Here is an 18,705-nt window from a genome sequence, read left to right on the forward strand (position 1 = left end):
ATCAAGGCAAGTGAGCCCGGAGCCGAAATCAGTAAACCCGCAACCAAGACAATTGAAAGGAGCATCAATGTCACTGAACGATACGCCATCGGGCGAAAGAATACATATAGGTTTTTTCGGCAGACGCAACGCCGGAAAATCCAGCATAGTCAACCGAGTGACCGGCCAGAGGCTTTCTGTGGTTTCGCCCCAGAAGGGCACCACGACAGATCCGGTCTACAAGGCCATGGAGCTCTTGCCACTGGGCTCGGTCATGATCATCGACACTCCTGGCTTCGATGATGAGGGAGCCCTGGGCGGCCTTCGCGTGGAGAAAGCAAAGGAAGTCCTTGGCAAAACTGACATCGCCGTACTGGTGGTGGACGGCAGCGCAGTGCCAGGCGTTGCTGAGGTCTGCGACAATGCGCCAAGGGCGGCTGAGGCCGACGCCAGCGTAGCGCCTGCTCTCGCTCCACCGGACAGGCAATTGATAGAAATGTTCAGGGAACGGCAGGTTCCCTACATTATCGTTTTTAACAAAATGGATCTGGCGGCCGAGGCCGGTCGCCCGGTAGAATTGCAAGTGACCGGCCGTATGGGAATCCCGACGGGCAGCATCGAGGCCAGCCTCCCGGCGACAGCTCTATATGTCAGTGCCAGGACCGATGAAGGCATAACCGAGCTGAAGGAGCGCCTGGCGCAAATGGTGCCGACCAGAGACGCCGGGCGCCGCCTGGTCGGTGACCTGATAAACCAGGGCGACCAGATCGTGCTGGTGATTCCTATTGATGAGTCGGCTCCGAAGGGCAGGTTGATCCTGCCCCAGCAGCAGGTCATCCGCGATATTCTGGAGGCCGGCGCGACCGTAACGGTTGCAAGGGAGACAGAACTAGTTGGGGCTTTGAACGCCCTTCGCACCAAACCAAGCCTGGTAATCACTGACAGTCAGGCTTTTCATGAGGTAGCAGAGATACTGCCGGCCGACATGCTGCTGACGTCGTTCTCGATTTTAATGGCCAGGTATAAAGGCTTTCTGGATACAGCTCTTGCGGGGGTGGACTCTATTGAAGGTATCCGGGACGGGGACCGGGTCCTTGTCGCCGAGGGCTGCACGCATCACCGGCAGTGTAACGACATCGGCACCGTAAAAATACCCCGCTGGCTGAAGGCCCACACGGGGCGAAAAATAATTATTGAAACTGTAAGCGGCAGAGATTTCCCAAGTGACCTTTCGGATTACAAGGTCGTCATCCACTGCGGCGGCTGCATGCTCAACGAACGTGAAGTCGTGAGACGCAGGGATGTAACTCTGGCGCAAAATATACCTTTTATCAATTATGGCGTGCTGATTGCGTACATGAACGGAATCCTTCAGAGGAGCATTGCGCCGTTGGGATTGTAGGGCCAGTCTTACATAGAATCATCCTGGCCTCTATCGTCTCTCTCGTTTTTGTCGTGCAAAAGGATCCATTTGGCGCGGATCTGGTAGTTGTCGTTTTTCTTGTCGTCACAGTATTTTTCAAAGGGCGACTCTTTTTTGTCCTTGTTAGACACCGTTGCCTTTGCAGGCTTTTCAACTGCAGGCTTGTTGCCCCGTGCCTTTTTGTAGATCGTAGTGATCGCCCACATTACTAAGGCGAATCCAAGTACTACGAATACAGCTATCATTGTAATTTCCATTATTGATTTCCCCCTTTCTTTGCTGTGTTATGTTTTCGGTAATTCTGTATGCTGAAAAACAATACAGAGACAATAATTGTAGTGATGATCACGACAACTGATATCGTGAAGAAAACCATATTGCTAAAATTGATTCCAACGGTTTCAGACCCGATGGTGCTGACATTTCTCATATATATAAATAACCAAATCAGGCAAGTAATTGTTATACCGATAGTGTAAACGCATTTATGGGCAACGGAGTGTTCTGCATATGAGGAAACTGTGCTATATCTGTAACGTATAGCTACAATTACAACAGCAACAACAAAACCGCTGAGCAGTATTATCAAGTGACCGATGGCATTATCAATAGTGCCATCAGTGTGGTAGTCTGCGTTTACACTGTATAAACACGGGAAAGAAAAGACTATTGTCAACAGAAGTATTTCTTTTATGTATTTTATGAAACTGGCCTCCTTTCTTTTATATATTTGAGTGTCTTGATTGACCTCTCATATATATAAACTGTCTGAGTGGCGATTTGTGGACAAGATTTTCGAAAAAAGGTAAAAATAATTTGAAAATAACCTAAATGACGGCTATTTGAATTGTTTCATAACAGATATAGCCATATTTTTAAGAGTTTTATAATCACAGTTTCCACTTAAGTCATAAGTATATGTACCGTCATCAAAGAAAATCTGATGCATGTCGTCTTTATGCGATATTATTGCCTTATGGCCAAAGATAGTGGTTTCATGAATATCGCTATCTTCCGCATCTAAACCGACGCTTTGACCATCTGCAAATGACTGATCATAATTAATGAATTGTTTTTTGCTGTTTTCATAACTTATGTCATTGCTTATAGGGCCTCTATCTCTACTAATGACCTTAAATCCCGCAGGGCACTCAGGGTCAATATACTCGATTTTCGCATCTTCATCTACGGTCCCTTTCTGGTCGAAGGTGATACTCCAGTCAATAGCACTTTTTCTGATATGATATAGCAGACTGGGTTTCATCACAGCTATGGCAGTCAGAGAGGAGATGATCAGCGTGGCAATCAGCACAGCCACCAACACTGCCCGGCGCAGCTGGAAGTGAGACACGTGAACGTAGCGGCGCTCAGCCGCCTTGAAGGCAGGCTTCATTTTGCGCTGGAATTCCGCGGAAAATTCATGCTTAGGAGCGGCCGCAGCCTGAGCCTCAAGCATGGCAATCTCGTCAGCGTATACATCGGTCAGGGCATTCTGCAGTTTACTCATAGCGTCCACCCAGCCTTTCTATCAAAACTTCGCGGCCCCGCTGGGCGCGCTTCTGCACGGCAACTACGGACAGATCCAGCATAGTGGCGATCTCGACGTATCTATACTCGCACACGCACAAAAGATACATCACGTCGCGGTATATGGCAGGCAGGCTTTTGATCTCCGCGACAAGCGCGTTATAGCGGATGCTTTCGAAGACGCTGTCGCTGACAGGGCCTGTGTGACCGGCATTCTCTTCGGTAGCCTCGCCGGCATCGCTTTCATAGCCAAGGTCATTGCCATTGTTTTTCAGCATATCCAGAGACACGTTTCTGACTATGATGAGGATGAAGCTCTTCGTCTGCCCGCTGTCGATGTCTCCGACCTTATGAAAGTTCTTGGCAATACGAAGAAAAGCCTCGTTTACAGCATCCTCAGTCAGGCCCTCGTCATTCAGGATATTCTTCGCAATAAAATGCATGAGCTGCATATACTGGTAGTACAGCTTTTCAAATTTACTCTGCTCTTCCGGCGTGTCTACGATCTGTAGAAATGTTTGAAGCATAACGTTCTCCCTTTTGAATCATATGTCCATATTATGCACCCATTACGGACAGCGGTATAGTCATATTATGTTTGTTAAAAAATACACAGCATCATGAGAAATAATTCACACTTTAGTATATTAAAATAGAGGCCATTATGTTATAATATTCTAAATATATCGAAAGGAGACGAGGATAGGCGTGAGCAGACTGGAATTTAAGAAGAAAAGTCAGGCCCAGAAGGAAGTCGAGGGCCTTTACAGAGATCTGGAAAGACGTGTGGTGGCAAGTCCGCCAGGGCAGTGTCCGGTGGATATGACAGGGTCATTTCTCAAGCTGTGTCAGGCTCAGTCCTGCGGTAAGTGCGTGCCGTGCAGGGTCGGAGTCGGTCAGCTGATCAACATCATAGACGGGATCCTGAATCTGAATGTAGAAAGCAGTATGGAAGATCTGGCGCTTTTGCAGAGGACTGCGGAAGCTATCAAGTATTCATCAGACTGCGCCATAGGCAGTGAATCTGCCGAGCTGGTGCTGAAAGGCCTGAAGAGCTTCAGGGAAGATTATGTTTCCCACGTGGAGAGGAACCGCTGCTCCGACAATCTGAGAGACAGGAGGCACTCGGTGCCTTGCGTTGCCAAATGTCCGGCCGAGGTGGACATTCCGGGCTATATGGCTCTAATCAAGGAAGGAAGATACGATGACGCTGTCAGACTCATAAGGAAGGACAATCCGTTCCCTACAGTCTGCGCTTTGATATGTGAGCATCCGTGCGAAGGCCACTGCAGAAGGAACATGATTGACGCCCCGATAAACATCAGGGGTATGAAAATGTTCGCAGTGGACAACTGTTCGGAAACAGTGCCGGTGCCTGCGCCTATGGATAACACAGGCAAGAGAGTGGCCATAGTCGGCGGAGGTCCGAGCGGACTGACGGCGGCATATTACTTAGCTCTCATGGGACATAAACCGACCATATTCGAGAAGAGAAAACAGCTGGGCGGAATGCTCCGCTACGGCATACCGAGCTACAGACTGCCGAGGCAGAGACTTGACTGGGATATCCAGTCCATTCTGGACGCAGGCATAGAGGTCAAACTCAACGTCAATGTCGACGACGAGAACAGCATCAAGGAGCTCATAGAGGATTACGATGCAGCCTATGTTGCCATCGGCGCTCACAACTACAAGATGATAGGCATCGACGGCGAAGAAAGCGAGGGCGTATACTCTGCAGTGGACCTTTTGCGCGAGATCGGAGACGAACACCTGCCGGATTACGCCGGCAAAAGAGTGGCTGTAGTCGGCGGCGGAAATGTGGCCATGGATGTGGCCAGGACGGCCATGAGGCTTGGCGCGTCCCACGTGGACATCGTCTACAGACGTCGCAAGGCGGACATGACTGCCCTGCCTGAGGAGATAGAAGGAGCCATCGCCGAAGGTTGCAGACTGCTGGAACTGCGCACGCCTGTACGCATAGAGGCGGACGAGACCGGTAAGGTTACGGCCCTCATAATCAAACCGCAAAAAGTAGGCCCGCTGGATGCCTCCGGCAGACCTAAGTCGTTCCCGGCGCAGAAGGACGAGCAGGTGATTCCTTGCGAAATCATCATAGGCGCCATTGGACAGGAAATAGACTCTGAAGTGTTCGAGAAAGCCGGAGTATCTGTTTTGTGGAAGAAGCTGAACACGGACACTTCAATGAAGGTCATCGGCATGGAGGGGGTCTTTGCCGGCGGCGACAGTGTGACCGGTCCGTCATCGGCGGTCAACGCCATTGCCCAGGGCAAGGTGGCCGCTGCCAATATAGACAACTACCTGGGATATAATCATGAGATCGAGTGCGATGTGGAGATACCGGATGCCGTTCTGGAGGATAAGACTCCATGCGGAAGATCGGAACTTACATCCAGATATCCTGATGAAAGAAACAGAGATTTCAACGGTTTCGAGAATGGACTGCTTCTTGAGGAGGCTATTCAGGAGGCGGGACGTTGCCTGCGCTGCGACCGCAACAGCCTCGGTGCATTCAGAGGAGGTAGACAGATAAAATGGTAAATTTGACGATAAACAATATGAAATTGTCCGTACAGGAGGGCACGACTATTCTGCGGGCAGCCCGCAGCGTAGGTATAGAGATACCTCATCTCTGCTACTGGGAGGGGTTGAATGATATAGGCGCCTGCCGTATCTGCGTTGTGGAGCTGGCCGGCATGGAGAAGCTGGTTTCCGCCTGCAATACAGAGGTGGCTGAGGGCATGGAGATATATACCAACAGTCCTAAGGTGCGTCAGACCAGGAAGGTCAATCTGCGGCTGATACTTTCAGAGCACGACTGCACCTGCGCTATATGCACCAGAAGCGGAAACTGCGCCCTGCAGACTATTGCCAGAGATTTGGGAATAGCCGATCCTATATATAAGGATATTACAGAAAGATTCAAGTGGAACAGAGAATTTCCTCTGATCAGAAACGCCTCCAAATGCATCAAATGCATGCGTTGCGTTCAGGTCTGCGATGACATACAGAGTGTCCATGTCTGGGAAATGACCGGCACTGCCCAGAGAACCAGCATCGGTGTCAGAGACGGCCTGCCTATAGACAGCGCCAACGCCAAGTGTTCCCTTTGTGGTCAGTGCATAACCCACTGCCCGGTAGGCGCCCTGCGCGAGCGCAATGACACAGACATAGTGCTGGATGCTTTGTCCGATCCGGAGAAGGTCGTTATGGTTCAGTTCGCACCGGCGGTCCGCGTGGCCTGGGGCGAAAAGGTCGGCATGCACCGGGTGGAGCAGACGACCGGCAAGCTGGTGGCTGCTCTGAAGCAGATTGGCTTCGATTACGTTTTCGACACGGTATATTCTGCCGATATGACTATAATGGAAGAAGGCAGCGAGTTCATCGAAAGGCTTAAACACCGTGACGACTACAGCTGGCCTATGTTCACGTCCTGCTGCCCGGGCTGGCTCCGATTCGTGAAGAGCGAGTTCCCGGATTATGTGCAGAATCTGTCGACGGCCAAATCGCCACAGCAGATGTTCGGCGCTCTGGGCAAGACTTATATGGCGGAAAAACTCGGCATCGATCCGAGTAAGATATTTGCGGTTTCCATCATGCCTTGCACTGCCAAAAAATATGAGTGCGACGTGGAGGAGGTCAACGATTCGGGATTTAAAGACGTGGATGTGGTCATTACTACCAGGGAACTGGATAATATGATCATGGCAGACGGTATTAATGCGGAAAATCTGCCGGAGGCTTCTTTCGATGATTTCTTCGGCGAGGGTACTGGAGCCGGCGTTATTTTCGGCGCTACAGGCGGCGTTATGGAAGCTGCTCTCCGGTCTGCATACTTCCTTCTGACCGGCGAAAATCCAACGGCTGACGCGTTCAAAAATGTCCGCGGCATGGATGGCTGGAAGGAGGCTACTTTCACAGTGGCAGGCGCAAAAGTTCGCGTGGCTGTTGCCAGCGGTCTGGGAAATGCTCGTCGCTTGCTGACGGCAATCGATGCGGGAGAAGTGGAGTATGATTTCGTGGAGATAATGGCCTGCCCTGGCGGCTGCTCAGGCGGCGGCGGACAGCCAATCACCGACGGAACTGAAATGGCCTGCGTCAGAGGCGAGGAGCTTTACAACATTGACAGCACTCAGCCTATCCGATTCTCTCACGAGAATCCTTCAGTGCGCATGACCTATGAGGAGTACCTAGGGGCGCCGATGTCTCACCGCGCTCACGAGCTGCTCCATACAAATGTAGAAGCATGGAACCTCCTGCCGAAGTTCCATACATCCTACAAGCAGGATAATGTAGAAGACTAGCATGGGCACTGGCGCTGCTCAGCATGGCCGACTTGGCTTGCTTGACTTGCTTGGCTTGTTGACCGTCAGCTGCCGCAAACTAGTTTTATAGCAAAACGGCTATTTCAGCAGTTGAAATTACAAAAGGCTACCTCATGCTGCGTCTGATTTACGGTTTAGTCCTGACAATGTGGGCAGTACTGAAAATTGCACTAATCCAAATACAATAATCCCAACATTTGGCTTGTTAATGAAGCAAATGTTGGGATTTGTCGTTGTTATGGTAAACCTAAGCAGGCGATTTGAAGGTGTTCATTATGGAATAACTGAATTTTGTAATTTGGAACGTCTCAAACGAGGTTTTGCTATAAAACAAGTTTTGTCGACATAGGACTTCCGCCCACGAATCCAGGATCCGAAGAATCGCATCGGGGTAACCACCAACATATCGCACCAGACGCATTTGCACAACCTAGGCGCAGAAATCCCGCCAAATGACCGAAAAATCCCAATTTTCGGTAACCTGATGTATACATAAGAAAACAATAATTGTCGTTGAAAACCACTATATGTAGTGCTATAATTATTTAAGCGGTACACATAATGTGGAACGGGCGGCTCGCGACGGCAAGACGCGGCGCGCCTGCTGAACAAACGCAGAACGCCGGCGACCAAGCCGGGACGGCTGCCGACCGCCAATAAACTTGAAAAATGTGTGAAAGGATAATAATTATGGCAATCAGCGACATAAGTGAAAACGCTCTGAAAGTTCTGGAAAAGCGCTATCAGGGGAAAGATGAAAAGGGCAACGTAGTAGAATCTGTAGAAGGAATGTTCCGCAGAGTTTCAGATACCATTGCCAAGGCAGATACTAAGTTTGACAACTCGGTGGACACGAAGAAATTATCCGATGAGTTTTTTGAGCTCATGACCAGTCTCAGGTTCATGCCAAACTCACCGACATTAATGAACGCAGGCAGACAGCTGGGACAGCTCTCAGCATGTTTTGTACTTCCTGTTGAAGACAGCATGGAGGGAATCTTTGACTCTGTCAAAAACGCAGCCCTCATCCACAAGTCAGGCGGCGGTACGGGATTTTCATTTTCCAGACTGCGTCAGAGCGGAGCGTCCGTAAGATCCACAGGCGGAGTAGCCAGCGGTCCGGTCAGCTTCATGAGGGTTTTCAATTCTGCCACTGAAGCCGTCAAACAGGGCGGCACCAGGCGCGGAGCCAATATGGGCGTCCTCAGGATCGACCATCCTGACATCCTGGATTTCATAAACTGTAAGGCGGACAACGCAGATATCACCAATTTCAACATCAGCGTTGGCATAACAGAGAAGTTCATGGAGGCTGTTGAGAAACAGTCCGACTATGACCTTATAGACCCTAAGACCAAGACGGCAGTCGGCCATCTCAGCGCAGTGAAGGTCTTCGATATGATCGTTGACCACGCCTGGAGAAACGGCGAGCCGGGAATCATTTTCCTGGACAGACTCAACCGCGATAACGTAGTTCCGACTCAGGGAGACATAGAGAGCACTAATCCATGCGGCGAGCAGCCGCTGCTTCCTTATGAAAGCTGCAACCTGGGCTCTATCAACCTGGTCAAGATGCTCAGAAAGACACTGACCGGATACGAGTTCGATTTCAGACTTCTTGGCGCTACAGTAGAAGAGGCTGTTCACTTCCTGGATAATGTAATAGAAGTAAATAATTATCCACTTGATATAATCGGCGACACCACCAGAGCCACCAGAAAAATCGGCTTGGGAGTAATGGGCTGGGCAGACGCTTTGCTCCTCCTTGGCATTCCTTATAATTCAGACGAAGCAGTAGACCTGGCCGGCAAAGTCATGGGCTATATCAATAACACCGGCCATGCCGCCAGCGCGAGACTGGCAGAAAAACGCGGAGCCTTCCCTTTGTTCAGCGTGAGCACGTACAAAGACGGGCCTGCTATGCGTAATGCTACGGTCACGACTATCGCTCCGACGGGGACGATTTCAATGATCGCGGGCTGCTCTTCTGGAGTCGAGCCGGTCTTTGCCTACGCCTACATCCGGAACATCATGGACGGGACGGAAATGGTGGAGGTCAACCCGGTGCTGGTTGCCAAGCTGAAGGAGCTGGGCCTGTACGAGGACGGCCTGCTGAAGAAGATTGCAAATGCAGGCAGCGTGGAAAACTGCCTGGAGATACCGGAAGAAGTGCGCAGAGTTTTTGTCAGCGCTCAGGATATCAAGCCTGTTGACCACATCAAGATGCAGTCGGCTTTCCAGCGCTACACTGACAACGCCGTGTCCAAGACGGTCAACTTCCCTAAGGAGGCCACCAGAAACGACGTGCGCGAGGCGTACCTTCTGGCCTATGAAGAGGATTGCAAGGGCGTGACGATCTATCGCGACGGAAGCCGCGAGGAGCAGGTCCTGAACATAGGAAAGGTCAACAAAAAAGACGATGCAGGTGTTGCTGCCGTGGCTGACGGGGTTCCGGGCCATGTGGAGCCGCGGCCGCGTCCCGCTGTTACCAAAGGTTTTACGGAGAAGGTCCGCATAGGCTGCGGCAATCTTTACATAACGACTAATTACGATGAGAATGGAATCTGCGAGGTCTTCACCAGCACAGGCAAGGCCGGCGGATGCCCAAGTCAGAGCGAGGCTACGGCACGGCTGGTGTCGGTGGCTCTGCGCAGCGGCATTTCTATCGAGGAGGTCTATGATCAGCTGAAGGGCATCAGGTGTCCTTCGACTATCAGGCAGCAGGGCATGAACTGCACGTCCTGCCCGGATGCTATAGCCAAGGTAATCATGAAGGTTTCAAAGCTTATCGATGAGGAGGCCAACAGCGGCATAGCTACTTCTATCGTTAAAGAGCGTGAGACATTGAAGAATATGCAGCAGGCGCCGGTTATGGGCGATGTCCAAGTGCCGGCCACATCCGGCGAGATTCATGTGTGCCCGGAGTGCGGCGGGCCTGTGGAGCATGAGGGAGGATGCGTCATCTGCAGGAACTGCGGATTCTCCAAGTGCGGCTGATAAATGATATTATGGAGGGGCTGGCGACAGCCCCTCTTTCTTTCTAAGCCAGCCCGTGTTTGATCAGCCAGCGGGCAGCCCGCACCTGATCCTTCAGGAGTTTTTTGCCGTAGCCTTTGTAGAAGATGCTGCCTTCGCCGCGGGTCATGAGACTGTCCGCGATGAACAAGGTCAGCGTCTTTTTGTTTACGGATTTGACTAACTCGCGGAGTTTGTCAAGGGAAGCCAGCGCCTGCATGGCAGACAGATTGCTAAGAGAAAGGTCTGCGTCTATGACCATGTCCGCTTTGGCAGCCAGCACTGCATCGGTCAGCCGCTCCATGAACTTCTTGCGGCTGTAGAGGATCAGCGGATCCATATCAAATGACAGAGCCACCGCGTCCAGATCGGTCCACTCGCTCTTAGGGAAGGCCCCTTTATAAAATGTGTACATGGTGCCGTCGTAAGCGCCGTATTCCTTCATGGCAGTCTGGTAGCCCAGACGTTCTGTGCGCTTGGAATTGGCCGGATCGAAGACCAGAAAGTCGCCCAGATCCCAGAGACACTTGATGAGAGTCACATTATCCTGACCCTCAGCCTGCTCCGAGAAGTATTTCCCAGGGGCCTCCATGAATACAGCTATACAATCAGTGGCACCGTTGTCCCAAGCCATAGGAATAGGCAGGTTGTTGCTGTAACCCCCGTCTATGAATTTCTCTTCGCCGATTTCGTAATAATGAATGGCAGGGAAAGCCGCTGAAGAGGCTGCTATATAGTCGCCAAGCTGGCCTTTAGGAATGTCTCTGACCCAGAGAGGCCGTGGCTTCAGGGTCGGGAATTCCGTTGTCATGAGACCCATTTCAATTGGTGAATTGCGGACGGCTTCCTCATCCAGGTATTTGTCGATAAGAGCCTTCAGCTTGTCGGTCGACGCTCCGCCCTTCTTGATGAATTCTGTCGCAAAACTCAGCATATTGGCGTCCTCTGCCACATCAAATACCTGATCCGTGCGGATCTCTTTCCAAAGGGTGTTCAGCTTGTCCACATCGCCCTGGACCACCATGGCGGCGTTGATAGCTCCTACAGAAGTTCCACAGACCATATCAAACTCCACGCCCAGTTCTGTAAGCGCCTGCCATACACCGGCTTCATAAGCGCCACGGGCGCCTCCTCCGGCTAAAACTAATGCCGTTTTTCTTTCCTTCATCGGTGTTTTTCTCCTGTCATTTATGATATACTGACTATACATGCATTATACCTTAAGAAGGAGGTAATTTACAAGATGGATGATAGATTAAAGCAGATAATCGATGACAGTAAAGCCATCGTCTTTTTCGGCGGCGCAGGCGTGTCCACAGAAAGCGGCATTCCGGACTTTCGCTCGGAAAGCGGCCTGTATCACGCCCAGCAGGTTTACGGTTATGCGCCTGAGACCATGCTGTCCCACTCATTTTACAAAAGTCACACTGAAATGTTCTTTAAGTATTACAAAGAAAACCTTATCCATTTAGATGCCGAGCCTAACGAGGCTCATAAAACTCTGGCCGGGCTGGAGGCTGACGGCAAGCTTATAGGCATAGTGACACAAAATATAGACGGTCTGCATCAGAAGGCGGGCAGCAAGCAGGTCTACGAACTTCACGGCAGTGTCATGCGTAACTTCTGCGAGAAATGCGGCAAGGCTTACGATCTTGATTATGTCATGGATCCGGCCAACTGTGATAATGGCGTGCCATATTGCAACTGCGGCGGCATAGTCAAGCCTGATGTTGTTCTCTATGAGGAAATGTTAAATGATGACACAGTCAGCGGAGCGGTCAACGCTATTTCGCAGGCTGACACTCTGATAATCGGAGGCACATCTCTGGTAGTTTACCCGGCCGCAGGCCTGATCAACTACTTCCACGGGAAGCATCTGGTACTGATAAATAAGGATAAGACCTCCGCCGACAGCAGAGCGGATCTGGTCATAAACGATTCCATAGGAAAGGTAATGAAACTGTAGATGAATATACTAGTTGTTAACGACGACGGAATAGAAACGGCCGGCATCCGAGCTCTGGCCAAGGCACTTTCAACGGTGGCGGATGTTTATGTCTGCGCGCCGGCAAGCCAGCAGAGCGGCAAGAGCCAGTCGATTTCCATCAAGACAGAAGTTTTTGTTGAGAAAGTCGACTTCCCCTTTGCCAAGGGGGCACTTTCGACTACGGGAACCCCTGCAGACTGCACCAAAATAGGCCTGCAGTTTTTCGCCGACCAAGGCCATCCTATAGACATGGTCTACTCAGGCATAAACCACGGCAGCAACCTGGGGCGGGACACTTTGTACTCGGGAACTGTAGGCGCGGCCATGGAGGGCGCCGTCAGCGGACACCATTCGGTGGCAGTATCCGTAGACAGCCATCAGGCCAGCCATTTCGACGTAGCCTGCCAGTTGGCCCTGGACGTGATTGATTTTGTACTAAAAGAAACCAGCGCGGACACGGTACTGAATATAAACGTGCCCGACCTGCCGCGGGAGGAAATCCGTGGCCTCAGATACACGGTGATGGGCGGCAGATACTACATAGACAGCTTCGCGCCGCGGGAAAGCGGAGGATATGTGCTGGACGGCGAGCCGGGGGATCTTTCGGAGCTCTCGGAAGAGTACGATGTGAAGGCTGTGACAGAGGGCTACGCCTCGATTACGCCGCTGCACTTCGACTATACTCAGTACGATATGGTGGAGAAGGTGGCGGGTTGCGGACTGACCATCGACGAGAAATAAGGAGAAAATTTAATATATGGATATTTTCAAACATTGTTTTGAGAAATTAACTGACGAAGACATCAAGACTATGAAGGCGTATTTCGACGGCTATGACTACCGTGGCGCCGGATACACTTTTCTGGCCAATTATATATGGCGTACCAGCTATTGCCTTTGCTGGGAGAGGATAAGCGATTACCTGTCCATAGCGGGCGCTGACTGTATGACCAGGGAGCCCAAGGCTATCGTTTCCATGCCTCTGACCAGGGATGGCAATTATGACAAATCGAAGCTCAGGAAGGTGATCCTCGAGTCGAAGAAGCGTTTCGACGAGCGGGGCGTGGATTTTTCAATACATCTGATCCCGGGCCACATGGTCCATTTCCTGGAGGAGGCTTTTCCGGGTGAGATGGAGTTTACCCATGACAGGGACGCCGATGAGTATGTGTACGAAAAAGAAAAATTGATAAATTTGCCCGGCCGGGCTTTACACAAGAAGAAGAATCATTTAAACTACTTCTTGAAGACCTATAAGTATGAGGCGCGGCCCATAACGGCGGACATGATTCCTCAGCTTATGGAGCTTGTGGATCAGATCCGTTCGGAGCGCAGCTACGGTGAGGAGGAGCTTGAGAGCCTTAACGCCGAGTTGGCAGCTATAACGGAAATGCTGAGATTCCTTGACGATCCGAGGGTGTACACCGTGGCCATACTCATCAATGGAAAAGTCGAAGCCTTTGCTATAGGCGAGAAACTCAGCGAAGACACGGCCGTAGAACATTTTGAGAAGGCCAACGACAACATCCGCGGCTTGTACCAGGCCATATGCAGTGAATTCTGCAAAGCGTTGCCTGAGGAAATGGTTTTCGTCAACCGTGAAGAGGACATGGGCCTTGAAAATCTGCGGCAGGCGAAGGAAGCGCTGAAACCTCATCACATGGAAGAAAAATTTAGTGGTTGCTTTTTGTATACAAGTAGTGTAGAATGAATTGTGACAAGAAATTAACAATCTAAAGCGTTTGCTAATTAGCCATCATGGCTTGTTAATTATAAGGAGGTACAATAGAAATGAAAGAAGTAGTAATCGTAGGTGCTGCTAGAACAGCAATCGGAACCTTTGGTGGTTCTCTTAAGAACGTTCCTGCCAGAACTCTTGGAGCTATCTGCATCAAGGAAGCTATTAAAAGAGCTGGTCTGAAACCAGAGCAGGTTGAAGAGGTCATCATGGGCGACGTACTGCAGGGTGGTCTTGGTCAGAATGTCGCAAGACAGATGTCATTAGACGCAGGTCTTCCTGTTGAAGTACCAGCGATGACAATAAATAAGGTTTGCGGCTCCGGACTGAGAGCAGTTGAACTGGCAGCACAGATCATCAAAGCCGGCGACGAGGATATCATCGTTGCAGGTGGAGCAGAGAACATGTCAGCTACAGCATATTCAGTTCCTTCAGCTAGATGGGGACAGAGAATGTTCGACGGCAAGATGGTAGACATGATGGTTAAGGATGGCCTTTGGGACGCATTCAATGATTATCACATGGGTATCACAGCTGAGAACGTTGCTGAGAAATGGGGACTGACCAGAGAAGAACTGGACGAGTTCTCAGTAAACTCACAGAAGAAGGCTGAAGCAGCAATCAAATCCGGACAGTTCAAGGACGAGATCGTTCCTGTAGAGATCCCTCAGAGGAAGGGTGATCCTATCATCTTCGATACAGACGAGCATCCTAAGTTCGGAACAACTATTGAGAAGGTTGCTAAACTGAAACCTGCTTTCAAGAAGGACGGCGGAGTTGTTACAGCAGCTAATGCTTCCGGAATCAACGATTCAGGCGCAGCAGTTGTAGTAATGTCAGCAGACAAAGCTAAAGAACTGGGACTTAAGCCACTGGTTAAGATCGTATCATACGCATCAGCTGGTGTTGATCCTAAGATCATGGGCGTTGGACCTGTTCCGGCTTCACAGAAGGCTCTTGCTAAGGCAGGACTGGAAGTTAAGGATATGGATCTTTATGAAGCAAATGAAGCTTTCGCAGCTCAGTCACTTGCAGTAGGCAAAGAGCTTGGATTTGATTCTGAGAAACTCAATGTCAACGGCGGAGCTATCGCACTCGGACATCCTATCGGAGCATCCGGTTGCAGAATCCTGATTTCACTGATGTATGAAATGATGAAGAGACCTGATGCTAAGAAGGGTCTTGCAACTCTCTGCATCGGCGGCGGCATGGGAACAGCTGTAGTAGTTGAGAAGTGCTAAATTGAAAATTTGATTATCTGGAGGGGGCTGTCACGCAAGTGACAGCTTCCTTTTTTTTATTGGGCCGGCCGGCTGCGGCGGGTTTGCGCTTTGCCGGGCTGCGGGTTTGCGCTTTGCCGGGCTGCGGCCGAAGTGTTTTATGATAAATCGACCTTTTTCTGTTCAAAAAACAGAAGTCTAGCAAATTCGGCCGGAATCCTGGCCAGTATGCATATTTATACTACTTTATGCGGCCAGTGGAATCACCAGCGCCGGTTTGGCTCACCAGATTATCACTGCTATTAGATTTGGGTTAATCTAAGCGTGCCGATTCCTGTACTTCAGTTCAGATATTTCTTCAAACATCTGTAGAATCTAGTACGCATTCGTATTTTTGAATCCGTTTATCGCGATTTATCATAAAACACATCTTTAAAGAATTGGCGGCAATCGGCGATTTTCATCTTCTCTTGTATAAGTATCTATATCATGAATAATCAGGAGACCAGTGTACGGTTTTTGGCCATTCCAATTTCAATATGCATTTTAGGACTACTCATTAGGAAGAAGAGCACCGGTATAGTGGGCGGCAGGTTGAGCAAAAGTGCACCGACGTCGATGCTGCCAGGCCAGGCTCTTGCGGCCGCCGGCCCATAGAAAGCAAAGAAATAAGCCGGCCGCGGAAGGCGGCCGACCTGTGAATGTATCCGGAAGTGTATAGGATTGTCTGGATCCAAGCATTGACATGGATCTAGGCTATTGACATGAATCCAAGCTATTGACATGGATCCAGGCATCGGAAATCGTGGAATTGATTACGATTCCCGAAGCTGGTTATCAGGATTTTTTAACTGTGATTGTTACTGTGACTGTGTCCTTGTTTCCACTGGCATTGGTCAATTCATAGGCGTAATCGCCTGTGGTCTTATTCAGAGAACCCTTGTCTGCCTTTACGTCAGTGATAGTGTAACCGTCGGTAGGCTCAACATTGAACTGAAGAGTTGTGAAGGCTTTATATTCTACAATTGCGCTGACTGCGCAGTTGTCGCCGTTCTCATCTACTGCCTTGAAAGTTACCGGAGTCTGGTCGTAGAACTGTGTAGTTGTAACAACTCCGTCATCTGTTGAACCAGTCTTGTCAACTGCTGCTGACTTGATAGTAACGTTGGAACCTACCGTTCCCTTGATGTCCTGTGTTCCGTAAACATATACAGTTACAGGATAATCGGAAGTGAGGGTGCTTCCTGCTTCAACACTTAAGTTGTTGATATAGCAGGCCTTGGCCTGTCCGTTAGTTCCGTCAGCAAGATCGATCTTCCATGTGGAATTATTGGAAAGCTTTACGTTTACAGGGTTGTTTACCTGTTCGTTAGCTACGTTGTACTGAGCTCCGATTTTCTTATAATCTGTAAGGGTACCCTTGCGATAGTCGCCTGTAGTGCATGCATTCAGAGTAGTTCCGTTTGCCATACGCTTGCCGGCTGCTGTCAGATGGTATCCATAAGATGATGAGATAGTACCTGTCAGTTTAGCATTGTTGATATTTACGTTTAGACTTTCTGTCTTGTTGTAGATATTGTTCCAGATGTTTCCTGTGTAAGTTCCGTTCTTGATAGAAGCATTGCTGGCTTTGATAGCGGCTTTGCCGTATGTAGCGCTGTCGCCTGTGTCACTTGTCTTGTAAGAAGTAACGCCCGGGTTGCCTGCATCGTCAGACTCAACCAGTTCTACCAGAGTGCCGCCCCACTTGTGGGAAGTTCCCAGCTTGACCTTTGCGTTATCAAGTACTACATTAGTATAACCTGCGTTAGCAGCTCCGGATTTGATCTGAACTGCTGTGTCAGCTGCGCTTACCGTAGAATCCTTGATGGAAATTGTTCCGCCTGCATTCTGCTGTGTCATGACTGCTATACGCCCCGACTTGATAGTCGAATTAGTATAGTAAGCAGATGATGTGCTTGATGCCATGATCTGTGCATAGTCCGGGCTGTAGAATTTAACATTTGTGAACTTGTCATGTACGCCTGAATCAGCGTAAGCAACATAGCCCGAACCCTTCATAGTGAAGCCGTACTTTGTGCCATTGACAGTCTTAGTTGCAGTGTATGTTTTGCCCTTCTTAGCCTTTTCAACAGAACCGATGCCTGCCGTTACGCCGGACACGTTCAAAGCATACTGATTGTTATTGTTAGCATAACTTGTGCCGGAATCCGTTGAAAGTGCGCCCCAGCCTGAGGATACGATCATGGAATCCTTGTATATTCCCTGAGCACTTCCAAGGATGTTAGTAGCTCTTACTGTCCCCTCGAGGCCCAGTGCGAACGGTGTGCGCTTCATCATTGGAACTACCAGTGCGTTGTACTGAGCATTGGTATCGCCTGTTTCCTCTGCATAGATGACAGAGTTCTTGATGTTCAGGATGCCGTTACCCTTAGCGGCCGCTGCAGTCCTGATGACGCCCTTGGTGTGCACATAAGTCTGGTTGATGTTGACAGTACTTGTGGCTTTGGTGTCTTTCCCGGAAGTCTGAGCCAGTATAGCTACGCCCTCGCCCTGGAAATCATTAGCGCCGTCGCCGTTGAAGTACATCTTCATCTTGTCGATGTTGAAGGTGGTGTTCTTGCTTGCTGCATCAACGATGATGCCGTTGAAGAATCCGCCCTTGGAAGTAAGAGAACCGTTTTTGATAGTACTCTTGCTGTAGGTTGCTTTCTTCAGAAGACTCTTGATGGTCTCGGCTGCATCGATAGCTCCGTCCTTGATCTTCAGAGCTGAACGGTATGTGTACTGTGAAGTATTGCCGCCCATGTTGCCGAATTTAGCCGGCTCTGTATATGTGTCTGCGCCCGATGTGGCCGCAAAGCTATATGTGCCTGACTTGAACTTGGTCTTGTTGTTCTTGGCTCTGATGATGTCGTACTGCGCGCCCTTGACTACCAAAGTCATAACGCCCTTGCTGGCCTTGACCGTATAAGTCTTCTTTGTGTTCTTCACATCGCACAAAGTAACGCTTACGATGTTAGATGATGCCGATGGGGAGTTGATGGTGTCATCCGAAGTGGCCTTAGTTGCTACATAATTACTCCCTGTTTTGTAGCTGACGATGCGTACGGTCTTGCCCTTTAATTTAGCGGGGATCTTTGGCTGTGCCACCGAAGAAGATGCATAAGATGCTACTGATGTATTGCCCGTCGCTGCCAGTGTATAGCTGATCCCCGGCATACCGAAGCCGATGATCACTGCCAGCGTTAGAAGAACGATCAGAACTTTCTTACTCATAAGCTTAAAATTCTTACTCATTATCTTGATTCTCCTCTCATAATAACTGTCCCGTTCTTCTTAATTACTTATTCACCTCCGCTTTCAGAATATTCGCATGATACATTACTATTTAAATATAGTACTTATGATTCCCAGAGTACAATTACTTATTTGAGATAGCATTTATAACGAGAAAAGCATAAACGGGC

The 18,705-nt window shown here is 49.7% G+C and carries 13 protein-coding genes; 8 read left to right on the top strand and 5 right to left on the bottom strand.

Annotation, left to right across the window (positions count from 1 at the left end; translation table 11 throughout):
• Nucleotides 1–67 precede the first annotated feature (67 nt).
• On the top strand, nt 68–1,381 hold the full coding sequence (gene hydF, locus EV211_RS00070) for a [FeFe] hydrogenase H-cluster maturation GTPase HydF (RefSeq protein ID WP_133527390.1): 1,314 nt from the start codon (nt 68–70) through the stop codon (nt 1,379–1,381).
• A gap of 8 nt (nt 1,382–1,389) precedes the next feature.
• Here the strand turns inward: hydF and EV211_RS00075 are convergent, their stop codons facing one another.
• The 3 genes from EV211_RS00075 to EV211_RS00085 form a co-directional block, all read right to left on the bottom strand.
• Entirely contained in the window at nt 1,390–1,659 is a 270-nt protein-coding gene (locus tag EV211_RS00075) for a hypothetical protein (RefSeq protein ID WP_133527391.1), read from the bottom strand.
• 581 nt (nt 1,660–2,240) lie between these two features.
• Nucleotides 2,241–2,909 carry a DUF4367 domain-containing protein gene (locus EV211_RS00080; protein ID WP_133527392.1) on the bottom strand — a complete coding sequence of 223 codons (669 nt, stop codon included), beginning with the start codon at nt 2,907–2,909 and terminating at the stop codon, nt 2,241–2,243.
• Nucleotides 2,902–3,456, bottom strand: a complete 555-nt coding sequence (locus EV211_RS00085) for an RNA polymerase sigma factor (protein WP_133527393.1) — start codon at nt 3,454–3,456, stop codon at nt 2,902–2,904. The genes EV211_RS00080 and EV211_RS00085 overlap by 8 nt, the downstream gene beginning before the upstream one ends.
• 181 nt (nt 3,457–3,637) lie before the next feature.
• Here EV211_RS00085 and EV211_RS00090 point away from each other — a divergent pair, with 181 nt between their 5' ends.
• From EV211_RS00090 to EV211_RS00100, 3 genes are all read left to right on the top strand, one after another.
• Nucleotides 3,638–5,491, top strand: a complete 1,854-nt coding sequence (locus tag EV211_RS00090) for an NAD(P)-binding protein (protein WP_133527394.1) — start codon at nt 3,638–3,640, stop codon at nt 5,489–5,491.
• Entirely contained in the window at nt 5,485–7,254 is a 1,770-nt protein-coding gene (locus EV211_RS00095) for an NADH-dependent [FeFe] hydrogenase, group A6 (RefSeq protein WP_133527395.1), read from the top strand. Before EV211_RS00090 ends, EV211_RS00095 begins: the two co-directional genes overlap by 7 nt.
• A 711-nt stretch (nt 7,255–7,965) precedes the next feature.
• Nucleotides 7,966–10,272, top strand: coding sequence for a vitamin B12-dependent ribonucleotide reductase (locus EV211_RS00100; RefSeq protein ID WP_133527396.1), 2,307 nt, complete (start codon nt 7,966–7,968; stop codon nt 10,270–10,272).
• Between the two features lie 43 nt (nt 10,273–10,315).
• Here the strand turns inward: EV211_RS00100 and EV211_RS00105 are convergent, their stop codons facing one another.
• On the bottom strand, nt 10,316–11,458 hold the full coding sequence (locus EV211_RS00105) for a patatin-like phospholipase family protein (protein ID WP_166635309.1): 1,143 nt from the start codon (nt 11,456–11,458) through the stop codon (nt 10,316–10,318).
• Nucleotides 11,459–11,533: 75 nt separating this feature from the next.
• Between EV211_RS00105 and EV211_RS00110 the strand changes: the two genes are divergently transcribed.
• The 4 genes from EV211_RS00110 to EV211_RS00125 all read left to right on the top strand — a co-directional run bounded on the left by EV211_RS00110 (nt 11,534) and on the right by EV211_RS00125 (nt 15,256).
• Nucleotides 11,534–12,256, top strand: a complete 723-nt coding sequence (locus EV211_RS00110; protein ID WP_133527398.1) for an NAD-dependent protein deacylase — start codon at nt 11,534–11,536, stop codon at nt 12,254–12,256.
• Nucleotides 12,257–13,018 carry a 5'/3'-nucleotidase SurE gene (surE, locus tag EV211_RS00115; protein ID WP_133527399.1) on the top strand — a complete coding sequence of 254 codons (762 nt, stop codon included), beginning with the start codon at nt 12,257–12,259 and terminating at the stop codon, nt 13,016–13,018.
• A 16-nt stretch (nt 13,019–13,034) separates the two neighbouring features.
• Nucleotides 13,035–13,988, top strand: a complete 954-nt coding sequence (locus tag EV211_RS00120) for a DUF2156 domain-containing protein (protein WP_133527400.1) — start codon at nt 13,035–13,037, stop codon at nt 13,986–13,988.
• Nucleotides 13,989–14,068: 80 nt separating this feature from the next.
• Nucleotides 14,069–15,256: an acetyl-CoA C-acetyltransferase gene (locus EV211_RS00125; RefSeq protein WP_133527401.1), complete on the top strand. Its 1,188-nt coding sequence runs from the start codon at nt 14,069–14,071 to the stop codon at nt 15,254–15,256.
• Between the two features lie 816 nt (nt 15,257–16,072).
• Here the strand turns inward: EV211_RS00125 and EV211_RS00130 are convergent.
• The gene (locus EV211_RS00130) at nt 16,073–18,535 is read right to left on the bottom strand and encodes a hypothetical protein (RefSeq protein ID WP_133527402.1); all 2,463 of its coding nucleotides are present in this window, start codon (nt 18,533–18,535) and stop codon (nt 16,073–16,075) included.
• Nucleotides 18,536–18,705 lie beyond the last annotated feature (170 nt).

The organism is Aminicella lysinilytica (assembly GCF_004362975.1).
GTDB classification, from domain to species: domain Bacteria; phylum Bacillota; class Clostridia; order Peptostreptococcales; family Anaerovoracaceae; genus Aminicella; species Aminicella lysinilytica.

Coding starts and splice junctions, on each gene's coding strand:
- EV211_RS00085 (WP_133527393.1), bottom strand. CDS start 3,456: ATGCTTCAAACATTTCTACAGATCGTAGACACGCCGGAAGAGCAGAGT.
- EV211_RS00105 (WP_166635309.1), bottom strand. CDS start 11,458: ATGAAGGAAAGAAAAACGGCATTAGTTTTAGCCGGAGGAGGCGCCCGT.
- EV211_RS00100 (WP_133527396.1), top strand. CDS start 7,966: ATGGCAATCAGCGACATAAGTGAAAACGCTCTGAAAGTTCTGGAAAAG.
- EV211_RS00080 (WP_133527392.1), bottom strand. CDS start 2,909: ATGAGTAAACTGCAGAATGCCCTGACCGATGTATACGCTGACGAGATT.
- surE (WP_133527399.1), top strand. CDS start 12,257: ATGAATATACTAGTTGTTAACGACGACGGAATAGAAACGGCCGGCATC.
- EV211_RS00120 (WP_133527400.1), top strand. CDS start 13,035: ATGGATATTTTCAAACATTGTTTTGAGAAATTAACTGACGAAGACATC.
- hydF (WP_133527390.1), top strand. CDS start 68: ATGTCACTGAACGATACGCCATCGGGCGAAAGAATACATATAGGTTTT.
- EV211_RS00110 (WP_133527398.1), top strand. CDS start 11,534: ATGGATGATAGATTAAAGCAGATAATCGATGACAGTAAAGCCATCGTC.
- EV211_RS00130 (WP_133527402.1), bottom strand. CDS start 18,535: ATGAGTAAGAATTTTAAGCTTATGAGTAAGAAAGTTCTGATCGTTCTT.
- EV211_RS00075 (WP_133527391.1), bottom strand. CDS start 1,659: ATGGAAATTACAATGATAGCTGTATTCGTAGTACTTGGATTCGCCTTA.
- EV211_RS00125 (WP_133527401.1), top strand. CDS start 14,069: ATGAAAGAAGTAGTAATCGTAGGTGCTGCTAGAACAGCAATCGGAACC.
- EV211_RS00095 (WP_133527395.1), top strand. CDS start 5,485: ATGGTAAATTTGACGATAAACAATATGAAATTGTCCGTACAGGAGGGC.